At 67.1% G+C, this 12,251-nt stretch carries 15 protein-coding genes and 1 pseudogene; 13 read left to right on the top strand and 3 right to left on the bottom strand.

Annotation, left to right across the window (positions count from 1 at the left end):
* Positions 1–110: 110 nt before the first annotated feature.
* From OG883_RS31990 to OG883_RS32040, 11 genes are all read left to right on the top strand, one after another.
* The gene (locus OG883_RS31990; protein WP_266548136.1) at positions 111–2,294 is read left to right on the top strand and encodes a cell division protein FtsK; all 2,184 of its coding nucleotides are present in this window, start codon (positions 111–113) and stop codon (positions 2,292–2,294) included.
* 140 nt (positions 2,295–2,434) lie between these two features.
* On the top strand, positions 2,435–2,689 hold the full coding sequence (locus OG883_RS31995) for a hypothetical protein (protein ID WP_266548139.1): 255 nt from the start codon (positions 2,435–2,437) through the stop codon (positions 2,687–2,689).
* Between the two features lie 22 nt (positions 2,690–2,711).
* Positions 2,712–2,906: a hypothetical protein gene (locus OG883_RS32000; protein WP_266548142.1), complete on the top strand. Its 195-nt coding sequence runs from the start codon at positions 2,712–2,714 to the stop codon at positions 2,904–2,906.
* Positions 2,907–2,928: 22 nt separating this feature from the next.
* Positions 2,929–3,171 carry a hypothetical protein gene (locus OG883_RS32005; RefSeq protein ID WP_266548145.1) on the top strand — a complete coding sequence of 81 codons (243 nt, stop codon included), beginning with the start codon at positions 2,929–2,931 and terminating at the stop codon, positions 3,169–3,171.
* A gap of 88 nt (positions 3,172–3,259) precedes the next feature.
* A complete protein-coding gene (locus OG883_RS32010) occupies positions 3,260–3,922 on the top strand; it encodes a hypothetical protein (RefSeq protein ID WP_266548148.1) in 663 nt (220 codons plus the stop codon).
* Entirely contained in the window at positions 3,919–4,308 is a 390-nt protein-coding gene (locus OG883_RS32015; RefSeq protein ID WP_266548150.1) for a hypothetical protein, read from the top strand. The genes OG883_RS32010 and OG883_RS32015 overlap by 4 nt, the downstream gene beginning before the upstream one ends.
* 89 nt (positions 4,309–4,397) lie before the next feature.
* Positions 4,398–5,291 (top strand): bifunctional DNA primase/polymerase, encoded by an 894-nt coding sequence (locus OG883_RS32020; protein ID WP_266548153.1) that lies wholly within the window; start codon positions 4,398–4,400, stop codon positions 5,289–5,291.
* Positions 5,288–6,310 (top strand): AAA family ATPase, encoded by a 1,023-nt coding sequence (locus tag OG883_RS32025; protein ID WP_266548156.1) that lies wholly within the window; start codon positions 5,288–5,290, stop codon positions 6,308–6,310. The genes OG883_RS32020 and OG883_RS32025 overlap by 4 nt, the downstream gene beginning before the upstream one ends.
* Positions 6,307–6,651 carry a helix-turn-helix domain-containing protein gene (locus OG883_RS32030; RefSeq protein ID WP_266548159.1) on the top strand — a complete coding sequence of 115 codons (345 nt, stop codon included), beginning with the start codon at positions 6,307–6,309 and terminating at the stop codon, positions 6,649–6,651. Before OG883_RS32025 ends, OG883_RS32030 begins: the two co-directional genes overlap by 4 nt.
* 18 nt (positions 6,652–6,669) lie before the next feature.
* A complete protein-coding gene (locus OG883_RS32035; RefSeq protein ID WP_266548162.1) occupies positions 6,670–8,166 on the top strand; it encodes a LacI family DNA-binding transcriptional regulator in 1,497 nt (498 codons plus the stop codon).
* Between the two features lie 628 nt (positions 8,167–8,794).
* On the top strand, positions 8,795–9,004 hold the full coding sequence (locus tag OG883_RS32040; RefSeq protein ID WP_266548165.1) for a hypothetical protein: 210 nt from the start codon (positions 8,795–8,797) through the stop codon (positions 9,002–9,004).
* A 215-nt stretch (positions 9,005–9,219) separates the two neighbouring features.
* Here OG883_RS32040 and OG883_RS32045 read toward each other — a convergent pair whose 3' ends face one another.
* Positions 9,220–9,543: a hypothetical protein gene (locus OG883_RS32045; RefSeq protein WP_266548167.1), complete on the bottom strand. Its 324-nt coding sequence runs from the start codon at positions 9,541–9,543 to the stop codon at positions 9,220–9,222.
* 205 nt (positions 9,544–9,748) lie between these two features.
* On the opposite strand from OG883_RS32045, the gene OG883_RS32050 reads away from it, so the two are divergent.
* Positions 9,749–10,117 carry an amphi-Trp domain-containing protein gene (locus tag OG883_RS32050; RefSeq protein ID WP_266548169.1) on the top strand — a complete coding sequence of 123 codons (369 nt, stop codon included), beginning with the start codon at positions 9,749–9,751 and terminating at the stop codon, positions 10,115–10,117.
* A gap of 438 nt (positions 10,118–10,555) precedes the next feature.
* Here OG883_RS32050 and OG883_RS32055 read toward each other — a convergent pair whose 3' ends face one another.
* Positions 10,556–10,882: a carboxymuconolactone decarboxylase family protein gene (locus tag OG883_RS32055; RefSeq protein ID WP_266548170.1), complete on the bottom strand. Its 327-nt coding sequence runs from the start codon at positions 10,880–10,882 to the stop codon at positions 10,556–10,558.
* A gap of 180 nt (positions 10,883–11,062) precedes the next feature.
* Positions 11,063–11,463: pseudogene (locus OG883_RS32060) on the bottom strand (hypothetical protein).
* Between the two features lie 641 nt (positions 11,464–12,104).
* On the opposite strand from OG883_RS32060, the gene OG883_RS32065 reads away from it, so the two are divergent.
* Positions 12,105–12,239: a DLW-39 family protein gene (locus tag OG883_RS32065; RefSeq protein ID WP_266548172.1), complete on the top strand. Its 135-nt coding sequence runs from the start codon at positions 12,105–12,107 to the stop codon at positions 12,237–12,239.
* Positions 12,240–12,251: the final 12 nt, after the last annotated feature.

The raw sequence follows: 12,251 nt of genomic DNA on the forward strand, positions 1-12,251 counted from the left end.
GTGCGCCCGATATCAACCCTCTGAACTACCCGTTTGAGCTGAGGCCCGGCCGCTGCTTTGGCGGGTAGGGCCAGGCCTCAGCTTCCCTCCCGTTCCGGAAGGAAGTGCCAGTGAAGCACGACGACAACGACGATCAGGCGCGCGAGATCTTCGCGCGACTGGAGAAAGAGATGGCCCCCGACTCTGAGGACTCCGCAGGGTCGGTACTCAACTTCGGCAAGCACCAGTCGGACGGCAACCGACCGTCAGGGTCGGCCGACCCTGACGAGGTCACCAAGGTCGACCGTCCCGGCGGACCGTCGGGTCCCGGCCTGATGGACCGGGTACGCGGCGCGAAGCGCCGACCGGTCATCCCGGCATGGGCAAAGTCGGGTCGCGAGTTCAAGGCCGCCGGCAAGGGCGTCGCCGCGTACGCCTGGCACGTCGCCGCCTATCACGCGGTCCGCACGCCGTGGTACACACTGCGGCTGACGCTGCAGGTGCCGCGCGGTGCGGCCCGGTTCGTGGGCGACTCGCTGCGGTGGGTCGTGGACGCTGAGGGGGAGCCGCTCCGTCAGGACGCGGCCAGCCGCGAGGACGTTGGCGACTACCTGAAGCTCAGTCGTCAGCGCGACCGGCGGGTGCGCTGGCGCACCGTCGTCGCGGTCGCCGCCTCGGTCGTGGGCACCACTACGGCGCTGGCACTGTACGTTCTGGCCCCAACGTGGCTGCTAGTGCTCTCGGCCTCCGTGGTGACCATGGCGATGGGCCGACTCGGCCAACCGGCCGACGATCCGGTCATCCACAGGGCTGTGGAAATCCCCAAGGCGACCAAGCTCACCAGCGACATCGTGCTCCGCGCCCTCGGCTCCCTGGGGATTCCGGCGATCAACCAAGCACAGTCCAAGGGCGGGGACGGCTTCACCTTCACCGCTCCCATCACCCGCGATGGTCCCGGTTGGCTCGCCGAGGGCGATCTCCCCTACGGCGTGACCGTGACGGATGTCATCGACCGTCGAGACAAGCTGGCGTCGGGCCTCCGCCGCCCGCTGGGCTGTGTCTGGCCCGAGGCAGTGCCGGACGAACACACCGGTCGGCTTCGGCTGTGGGTTGGCGATCAGGACATGTCGCAGACCGAGAAGGCGCAATGGCCGCTCGCGAAGACCGGTGCCGTGGACCTCTTCAAGCCCGTCGACTGGGGTACTGACCAGCGAGGGCGGTGGGTCGGCATGACGCTCATGTACATCGCGGGCGTCATCGGCGCTATCCCGAGGATGGGCAAGACTTTCCTTCTGCGGCTCTTGCTCCTTATGGGCGCGCTGGATCCTCGGGCGGAGATTCACAGCTTCGACCTGAAGGGCACAGGCGACCTGGACACGGTCGGCGACCGCGTCTCCTATCGGCACCGTGCCGGTGAGGAGCAAGCGGACATCGAGTACATCCTCGCCGATCTCCGGGAAGTGCAGGGTGAGTTGCGCCGCCGAGCGAAGGTCATCCGCTCGCTTCCCCGCGACGTATGCCCAGAGTCGAAGGTCACCACCGAACTCGCCTCCAAACGATCGCTCGGCCTCCACCCGATCGTCATCGGGGTGGATGAGTGCCAGATCCTCTTCGAGCACCCGAAGCACGGTGCAGAGTTCAAAGAGATCTGCACCGACCTGGTCAAGCGCGGCCCAGCCACCGGCATTGTGCTGCTGCTTGCCACACAGAGGCCGGACAAGGACGCCATCCCGACTTCGATCAGCGCCAATGCCTCCGCCCGCTGGTGCCTCAAGGTCATGGGGCAGATCGAGAACGACATGGTCCTCGGGACCGGCGCCTACAAGCGGGGCATCCGGGCGAACATGTTCGCCTGGGGTGACAAGGGCATCTGTTACTTCCTCGGCGAGGGAGCGGACGCGCGTATCGTCCGGTCGGCGTTCATCGACGCGGTAGAGGCAGACCGAATCGCCCTTCGGGCCCGCGCGCTTCGCGAGCGCGCCGGCACCCTTGCCGGTCATGCGCTCGGCGAGCAGCCAGAGACCAATCTGGCCGCCTCGTACGACCTGCTCACCGACCTGTTCGCCGTGGTCCCCGCCGAAGAGCCCAAGGCTTGGTCCGAGACAGTCGTGACCCGGCTCGCTGAGCTCCGGCCGGAGATCTACGGCGAGTGGACGCTCGAGCACCTCGCGGCAGCGCTCAAGCCGCTCGGCATCCGCACCTCGCAGATGTGGGGCACCACGGAGGACGGCAAGGGCGCCAACCGGCGCGGTATCAAGCGCGCCGACATCCTCAGGGTGATTGCGGAACGTGACGGAAGAGCCGACGCCGCATAGCTGCCGCGGTGCTAGACCTAGCGGCCACCCCCGCTAGGTCTAGCACCCCCGCTAGCGCCCTAAGTCGCCTCTGAACTGGCCGCTAGCGTCTAGCGGCCCTCTCCGAGCACACCCTGATTCCTGCCCTGAGAGGGGTCCTCATGTCTTCGATGCTTTCCTATGCACCCGGCCTGATATTCCTCACGCTCTGCTACGGAGCACTGTGCGCCGCCAGCCCGTTCGGAACCTGCCGCAAGTGCAAGGGCTGGGGCTCCAAGGCCCGGGTGGGGCGCTTCACCGGACACCTCAAGCGCGGCCGTGAATGCCGCCGCTGCAGCGGCTACGGCCGCCGCATTCGTCTCGGTCGCCGCATCTACAACATCGCCTCTCGCCTTCACGGCGAGGGCACCCGCTGACCCGTCCCAAGGAGGCTCCGCCATGTTCCTCACCATCTCCGCGCTCGCGCTGTTCGGCCTCCTCCTGGCCCTGCTCCTGCGCTTCAAGGCCCTCGGCATTGGCGCTGCCGTGGTCGCCCTCCTCTTCGGCTTCTACCTCTCCAGGACGGGAGCCGCCGCCTCCATCGACCAAGTCATGAACGCCCTCGCGGACGCCGTCCGCGACGTCGGCAACTGACCCCAAGAGAGGAATCCCGACCATGTCCAAGCAGAACGCAACCGTCCGGCCGCGCATCTCGCTGATGGCCTCCGGTGAACTCCGCGATGCCCTCACCGCGATTGAAGAAGGCAAGGGTCCGGCGGCCATCGCCGCCCTGATGGCAATAGATGCCGCTTCCTGGCAGGCGATCGAGCACCGCCTTGCAATCGTCGTAGGCAGCGATCTCCGTGCACTCCTCCTGGGTGCCGCCGGCGGGATCCAGGAGGCTCAGGCCCTTGGCTGACGGTTCCCCGTCCGGTCCCAACTCCCAAGGAGGTGGGACCGAGCGGAGGACCGGAGAGCCCGGCCTGCACTCCACATGGAGGACGCCGATGCCCAACCCCACCAGCGTGTGGTTCCACAGCCTCGCTGACAGCGTGTTCGCTCTCGGGGCGGCAGCCCGCGAGTACCGGACCGCCAACCAAACGGCGCGGATTGCCGCTTGGAATGCCGATCCGTTCCGTCTGCTCTCCATCGATGGAACGCTGAACGTTCCTGGTGCGCACTTCATCCGCCCACACGACGACGCTCTGTCTCGACTCGAAGAGATCTACCGGCAGACGGAGAGCCGAGCCAGGGAGCTGTACGAGGACACGGCATTGGCCTACGCCTACGGCACGGCCGGAGCCCTGCAGGCCGTACTCAAGGGCGAAAGCCCCCAGTACGTCGAGCTGCATCGTCAGGACGGCCGCTACGTGATTCCCGACAGCCTGCTGCCCGACCTCCATGCGGCCCTCGGCGAGTGGTCCGGCAATCAGCGGCTCGCCGTTCTCCGGGACGACGTCACCGCCCGCGAGTGTGCCGTCGCCGTCGCCAACGACCTTGCTTCATACGGCCGCCTGTCGGACGACGAGGCTGCCGAGATGGCAAACGCCTCCGAATTCGCCACCGGACTGGCGGACTGCGCATACGCCTACGGCGAGAAGGCTGAAAGCGCCCTGCATTTCCTGCTGACTGCAGCCAGGGCGAATCCCAACCCCAAGGAGAAGCAATGACGTTCGAAACGAGTGGTCCCGAGGCCGCCCTCAACACGTCGGACCCCGACGTCACCTACGCGGATGCCCCCAGCATCATCTCCGAAATCGGCTGGGTCACTCAGCAAGCCGCCAGCCGCCGCCTCGGCTCGAAGCTCGGCCGCGAGTTCTGGCTCCGAAAGGCTGCGCTTCTGGACCGCATCGCCCTGCAGGAGGCCGCCACGTACGCGCCGGAGGTCGCCGCTACCGCCATTCAGACCGCTGAGGGGGCTGCCCTCGGGCTGATCGATTTCGACTCGGCGCACACCGGGCTCAGCCCCAGGGGCGCGGACCTGGCCACTGACGGGGACCGCCGCGACTACGTCCGCGAGCAGTACAGCGAATGGAGTCGCTCGCAGCTCTTCTGATCTCGCCCGGGGCAGTGGTCGACGGGTCAACGCAGCCCACTGCCCCGGTTCCTCCCATCCCATCCACGGAATCAGGAGGTGCCATCAGGATGCACCACAACACTCCTTGCCCGCTGCCCCGCGCCGCTCTCGAAGCGACTGAGCGCGGCTGGCACGTCTTCCCCCTCATCCCGGACAGCAAGCGCCCGGCCATCCGATCTTGGGAACCGCGCGCAACGACCGACGCCGACCGTGTCACGCGCTGCTGGACGGCTGGTGACTACAACCTCGGCATCGCGGCTGGTCCCTCCGGCCTGGTGGTCGTCGACCTGGACGTGCCCAAGCACGACCAGGACGTGCCGCCCGCCGAGACTCCCTCGTACGTGGCCGATGGTTCGGACATGTTCGCCGTACTCGCCGAGCGGCACGGCCAGACGCTCCCCATCCAGACGTACAGCGTCCGCACGGCCAGCGGGGGCACTCACCTCTACTTCGCGGCCCCCGCCGACGTGGAGCTGCGCAACACTGCGGGCACGCTCGGATGGAAGATCGACACCCGCGCAAGCGGCGGCTACGTCGTAGGCGCGCACAGCTCGGTCGACGGCAAGCCCTACTCCGTGGTGCACGACGTGCCACCGGTTCCGCTGCCGAACTGGCTGACCAAGCTCCTCGTCCCGGCGCCGCTGCCGCCGCGGGGTCCAGTTGCCGTTGCCCTGATCGCCAAGGACCGCCACAGCGCGTACCTGCGCGCGGCGGTCGACGGAGAGCTGCAGCGCGTCACCCGGGCTCACAGGGGCAACCGCAACAACTCGCTCTATGAGGCGTCCGTCGCCCTCGGACAGCTGGTCGCCGGCGGAGAGCTCGCGGCGAGTGAGGTGAGCGATTGGCTGACTGAGGCTGCCGTCCGGATCGGCCTCACCGAGCCGGACGCCCGACGCACCATCGCCTCTGGCCAGCGCGCCGGAGCGAAGAAGCCGCGGACCGTCGTACGGAGGGCAGCATGACCGAGGACCCGCACAACCCGCCCTATCTGTACTCCGCACAGGCTGCGCCGGAACCTCGCCCCCTGCAGCCCGCACAGCAGCGCATCCGCACGGCTTGGACCGCCGATGAGCTCATGGCAACGGAGTTCCCGGCGCCGAAGTGGGCCGTTCCGGGGATCATCTCCGAGGGCGTGAACCTCCTTGCCGGTCCGCCGAAGGTCGGCAAGTCCTGGCTCTCTCTCGGCCTAGCCCTCTCGGTCGCGGCCGGAGGCACGGCCATGGACAGCGTTCCGGTGGATGGGGGACCGGTGCTCTACCTCGCGCTGGAAGACACCCCGCGCCGTCTGCAGACCCGCATGGGCAAGATCCTCGGCAACGAGCGTGCGCCGTCCGGCTTGACGCTGGCCACCTCGTGCCCGCCGCTCCCGCAGGGCGGGAGCGAGGCCATCGCCCAGTGGGTCGAGCGGAATCCCGAGGCGCGCATGGTCGTCATCGACGTGTTCGCGAAGATGCGCGGGAACTCCGCTCCGGGTGCCTCCGCGTATGACGCGGACTACGCGGCCGTGGGCCACGCGAAGCGCATCGCGGATCACTACGGCATCGCCGTTGTCCTCGTGCACCACGTGCGCAAGGCCGCGTCGGACGACTTCCTCGCGGAGGTCTCCGGTACCAACGGCCTCGCCGGTGCCGCGGACGCCACCCTCGTGCTGAAGCGAGCTCGGGGCCAGGCCGATGGTGTCCTGCACGTCACCGGCCGCGACGTGGACGAGGCCGAGTACGCGCTCCGCTTCTACGCAGAGGCCGGCGCCTGGCAGCTCCTCGAGGGCCCCGCAGCCGATCACACCATCGGCGACACCCGGGCAACGATCCTGCGCTACGTCCGCGAGCACCCCGGAGCCAAGCCGAAGCAGATCGCCGAGGGCACCCGGCTGCAGCCCGACCTCGTACGGCAGAGCTGCTCCCGCATGGCCAATGACGTCCAGCTCATCAGGAAGGCCGGGGGCTACGTCGTCCCGGGTGAGAACGGGGGACAGGGATGACCGGTCACAGCCGTCACAGTGTCACCGCGGTCACTCTGCCCCACCTCTTCCGACCGGCGGAGATCGCCGAGGCCCTCGGCTGTTCCGAGTGGTGGGTGAAGGAGCAGGCACGGCAGCGTCGTATTCCGTTCACGCGGGCCGGAGGTGCGTACCGCTTCACGGCGGAACATTGCGCCGAGATCATCGCCCTCTTCGAAGAGCGTCCGGACCGGAGCGCGGGCGTTCCCCAGACCGCTCCCGCACGGCGTACTCGCAAGCAGCGGACAGCCGAGCCGACCACGCGCCTGGTTGCCCGTCCGCCGCGCCGGGTCCTCCGGGCACAGCAGCTCGCCGCCGCGTAGTAGAGAGGAGGACGCCCTATGGGATACGGAGAGAAGCGCGGCGACTACTTCCGTGGCCGGTTCAAGATCGAGAAGGGTAAGTACGGCACGGTCTGCGACGAGCAAGGTCGAACGATCAAGTTCAAGACCGCTCGCGAGGCCAAGCGGGCAGCCAACGACGAAGAGACCAGGATCAGGGACAAGGGTTGGAGGGACCCGTCCCTCGGCCTGGAGACGTTTGAGGAGTACGTGAACCGATGGTTCGAGGACATCGACCTTGCGCCGACGACCATGGACAACTACCGGCGTGACATCGAGGGGCACTTGCTCCCCGAGTTCGGTGACCGTCCTCTCAAGGCCATCACTGCGCGAGACGTCTCCGTCTGGGAGAAGAAGATCAAGGCGGTGTACGCGCCGGAAAGTGTCAGGACGTACCGCTCGCGCCTCCACCTAGTCTTCGCGGACGCGGTGGAGGAAGGACTGGTCGCCGCCAACCCGGCTACCCAACGGCGAGGGAGGGGAAAGCGAGCTGGCCGTACCCGCCATCGTGGCCCGGAGAAAGTGACGACCTCGCCCCTGGGAATCTTGCTCATCGCCGAGCGGATGGCAGTTTTGTCCGGACGGGACGACGAGTTTGTGGCCAACGTAGCCATCGGATACACGGGGAAACGCTGGGGCGAACTCGTAGGGCTGGAGACGAAGTTCGTAAGAGAGGAGGCCATTCGTGTCGAGTGGCAGCTTGTCGAACTCGACTCCGGCGAACTCGTGCGGTGCCCGCCGAAGGACGACAGCTACCGGACGCTAGACGCTAACCGGTGGCTCATTGCTCTCCTCCGCGATCAGATCGCTCGCAAGAATCCGGTTCCGTGCCCGTGCCACGGTCGTACATACGTCTTCGATAGTTACGGCACCGTCCGGCGGTGGGGACGAGGAGGTGGCCCCACCCTCAAAGACGTAGCCAAGGTGGCAAGCGTCAGCACGGGCACAGTGTCGAACGTGCTCAACCACCCGGAACTCGTCGCCGCGGAGACCCAGCTCCGCGTGACCGAAGCCATCGCCGAACTCGAATACACGAGGGGCAGGACCGCAGAGGAGACGGCCGCGCACTGGCGCCGCTCGGGGTTCGGCAGCCGCATCTTCTATCCGGCCGCCCATGGCACGTACCGACCAGAGAAGGGGAAGGAGGACAAGCCCGTCGTACCCGTGCCGATCCAGGCCGAGCGGTGGATGCCGGGCACCCTCTGTTGGACGCCGATCGCTGCCGGGCTCACGCCCCATGGAGAGCGGCACTCGCACAAGATGCACATGGAGGAGATGGGCACCCCCAAGGTCCTCATGGACGAGCGGATGGGGCACATCGACGGCTCGGTCTCGGCGCGGTACTCGCACGTCTCGGGCGAGATGCGGCTCCGGCTCCTGGAGGGCCTGGACCGTAACTGGTACGCGGCGCTGGATGCTCGCTTGGCGATGAGCCCGCGGTCGTCGGTTGCGGTGCTTGATGCTCTCCTCAGCGCTCGGGCAGCTCAACGTTCCTAGCCGTGTCACATTGCAGAAAGGGCGTCTCCCCGGAGGCGCCCTTTCTGCTGCCCTGGCGACGTCGCCCGCAGTTCCGCAGCAACGATCAGTAGGTGCCCAGGCGCCCCCATCCTGTGGGGGACAAGCAGGGGCCCTCGGCCGCACGATCCCGCAGGCGACGTGGAAAGCACGAGCAAGTAGGGGGACGGCCAGCCACGGACAGACAACGGTCAGTGTCCGAAGTGAGTGGTCCCGACGGCTTCGGTAAATCTGCACATCGAATGCGCAGCGCGGTACCAGTGCGCGACGGATCCGCAGAGAGCCCGCCGGGCGGTGCTCTGTTTGTGTGGAGTGCCCGTTTGGAACCACAGGGGCAGCAACAGTCACCTCCCAGCCCTGCACAGCATGTGGAGAAGCCGTCCTACATTCGTGTGCGCGTCTGCACGGGTGGGTCACCCATGCGTTGAACGGCCCTGGTGGTAGCGCCAGTTCATTGGATATCCGGCATGCTCCGTGCTTTGATCCTCCGCACCACAGGGTTGTGCGAAGGCATCCGGAAACCGGGTGCCGCCACACCTGCGGTCGAGGCCCGCCGTCCCCAGCGGGGCCGCCCCCTCGTGGATCATCCATACGAAAGGGAAGTTTCATCATGAACTCCGCTCCCCAGGTTCAGACCGCTGAGATCTCCGACGCTGAGCTCGACAACATCTCCGGCGGCGTGGCCCCGCACGCCAGCATCGTTGTCGGTCCCCACGCGGTCAGCGACGCGTCCGTGCTGTCCCAGGCCGACGCCGTCAAGAGCGAGGTCCTGGGCACGGTCGGCCAGTTCCACCACGCCGGCCTCAGCGTCTCCCTCTGAGACGGCCTCAATGACGTACCCGCGCAGGTGAGCTTGTGGTCCCTGCTTGGAGCAGAGTTCTCCCGAAAATCTCCCAGGTGATCTCCATCTAATGGGAGAAAGTGGCTCTCACCTGCGCAAACTCCTGTCAGGAGTGGTCCACGACCATTGCTGATAAGGATGAGGCCACAGGTTCAAATCCTGTTAGCCCCACCATTGCAAAGGCCCCCAGCCGATCAAGGCTGGGGGCCTTTGGCATCTCCGGCCGAGATCAGCCTATGGCGGATCTTCCAGAAGGTCGGCGAGCAATGCCGCCGCTTCTCGCTGATGCGCATCCACAACGTGTGTGCTCGGTGGCTTCGCGCGGGCGCCGACCACGGCTTGCCTTCCCCCTCGCCCTTGCCCTCGCCCTTGCTCACCTTCGGCATGTTCACCGGCTCGGCGACGTTCCGCGACAGCAGCTCTTCGCGCCGGGCCCGGTTGAGCGCATTGCGGAGCACCCGCGGAACCTCGAAGCGCGTGGCGGCCGGCACTCCCTCGCGATGCTCCAACGTCGTCATGAACGTACGGACCTGAGCAGGCGTGAGCCGGACCACCTGGATCGCCCTGACCGCGCTCCCTCGCGCCCGCCGGTAGGGCTTTGTCAGGTGTTGGGTCAGGTCGTCGGTCCTTCCGGTTCCTTCGCCCGGCCATGAGGATGTCCGATCCGGTGCATGGCATCAGAATTGACGTTATCTACTGTTTTCAGCCAGATCGGAGACAGTCATGAAGGACCTGAAGTTTGAGCAGAAGCGCTCGCTGTCACGCCTTGAGGCGGCTGATCAGCTCACGGCGCTCGCGGCCGCGCTGAGACAAGGTGGGGATGCCGAACTGGAACTCGGCCCCGGGGTGCTGAGCCTGCGGATCCCCGACGACCTTCGCAGCGAGATAGAGGTCGAGGTCGGTAACGGGGAGATCGAGCTGGAGATCGAGTTCAAGTGGCCGACCGCACGGACCCGGACAGCGTCATCGCAGGCGGTGGCAGGCACTGAGGCCGCGAAGCGGCGGAAGAGCGCGCCCACCAAGCCCGGGCGGAGCAGCACCGGTACCAGCAGGAGCAAGAGCGTGAAGCGGGCCGCCACAAAAACGCCCTGAGCCGCGCCAGCGGGCCTGTTACAGGTTCCTCCACCTCGATCAAGGCGCTCCCGCCGTGCACGGCGTGCACGGCGCGCACGGCGCGCGGCCCGAGGACTCGGGCCGCGCGTCGGTCTGTGCCCTGATCCGGCCCGGCCGCCGGCCGCCGGGCCGCTTGCCGATGGCGAAGGTGATGGGGACGGGGATGGGGATGGGACCCCGATGTGGCTGGGGCGGTCGGCTTCACGGCCCTACTTACGCAGCCACCATGGGGTGAGCCTCGAAGATCGGGGCCCACATCGGGCTATCGCGGGCAGGTCCAGAGACTGCCCGATTCGCGGGAGACTCACGGGCCCTGATCTCCCGCCCTGTGGCAGATCCCGCCCAAAGCCGCTGCACCGGCCTTTCGCTTCATCGATGCCGGGCGCGGCTGGTGGCTCGAGACCTCGGGCGACGTCTCTACGCTCCGCCCCGGGCCTGGGCGTCGGCGACGGCGATCTCGATGCTGAGTGCTTTGGCGATGTTGCCGGCTGCCGTCATGACGCGGGCTGTGCCAACGATCGGGGCGATGGCGACCAGGACATCCTGCAGCTGGTCGGCGGTCAGGCCGGCTTGGAGGGCGGGGTCGATGTGGGCGACGTAGGAGATCGGCGGAGCATCCGAGGCGGCGAGGGCAGCGATGCGGGTGAGCATGAACATGTCCGGGGCCAGCCCACACCGCTCGATCGAATCGACCGTCATCGCGGCGAGGGTGTCCAGTACCGGGGTTTCAGATGCTGTGGCCATGGCAGGTCGTCTCCTGATGGTGTCGTGACGAGGATCAGCGGGCGGTAGAAGGGCTCCGCATCTCGGTGCAGCGTCTACTGCTCGACGGTAAGTCCGTTTCCTGCGGATTGCCTGTCCAGGGACCGCCCGAGGACGGAGCAGATGGGCGGCAGCGCACTTGCCGGCCTTGATGCATTGGCTTCAGTTTTCGGACGGACTGGGAGCGGCGCACAGTGCCCAGATCGCGAAGCCGTTGATCGCGATCAGGGCGGTCGCCCAGAACGGCGCGCAGCGAGCCACAGGAAGTTCGCGAGTATGGCCAGGCCGGCCAGCCCCACGCCGACGACCCTCGCCCAGGTGGCGCCCTGGAAGAGGGCGAAACCGGCGAGAGTGATGACGCCACCCGTGATCAGATGGATCCAGCCCCATCCGGTGAGGTCGAACGCGTAGAAGTAGTTTCGAGCGGAGTCGAACACGTCGTCGTTGGCGATGGTCGAGATGCCCGCAAAGAGCGACATCAGGCCGCCAAAGATCATCAGCACGGCGGCGAAGACCACCCAGCTGATGTCGATGCCGGTCGAGCTCCGGCGGGCCCCACTCATGTGACTCGTCTTGCTGGCTCCTTGGTGTCGTACGGCCCCGCACAACGGTGCTGTACGGCTCCGCACAACCGCGCGTTTCCGTTCGGCCGGTCGGGTTGCTTCCCTCTCGACCTGCCGGGCGCGCTGCGCACCTCGGGGCGTGTGACCAGCAGTTCTCGACGGCGATGAGCTCTGCTCGGTGCCGAGCGAAAGGCGGACCGCGGTCGCGAGGGCAGTGGTGACGGGAGTGCCCGTGCGGCCGCCGGGCCGTTCCCGGTGCATCGGTAAGAAGCGGCCACGCTGATCCAGGCCGTGCCTGAAGCCGTCAAGCGCCGCCGTTCTCGCTGACATCAACGCCTGACGCCAACAGCAGCAAGCATCGGCGATTACGGCCGCTCGCCCACGACTGCCGAGGTCGGTGAAACGGCTGCATACCTTGGCGTAACGGGGATCCACAACCGACCTGACAAGGATGAGGCCACAGGTTCAAATCCTGTCAGCCCCAGTTTTGAGGATCGGTCCGGACGGAGCATCTCCGTCCGGACCGATCTCTTTCTCCGGGCCCGGAGTTGGGGCACAGGTAGGTCACCGATCGGTATCGGTCGGTGTGTATAGTCGGGCGCCAGAAGTCCTCATACGTCAAGGAAAGACGAGGTCGCGCGGTGAAGAAGCTTCTCCTGGTCGCACTGGCCGCCATCGGCGGGCTCCTCGTGTACCGCCAGATCCAGGCGGATCGCGCCGAGCAGGATCTGTGGACGGAGGCGACCGACTCCGTGCCCGCAGGTTTGGGTGTGTGAGACGCGTCAGTC

This window comes from Streptomyces sp. NBC_01142, from assembly GCF_026341125.1.
In the GTDB taxonomy this organism is placed as follows: Bacteria; Actinomycetota; Actinomycetes; order Streptomycetales; family Streptomycetaceae; genus Streptomyces.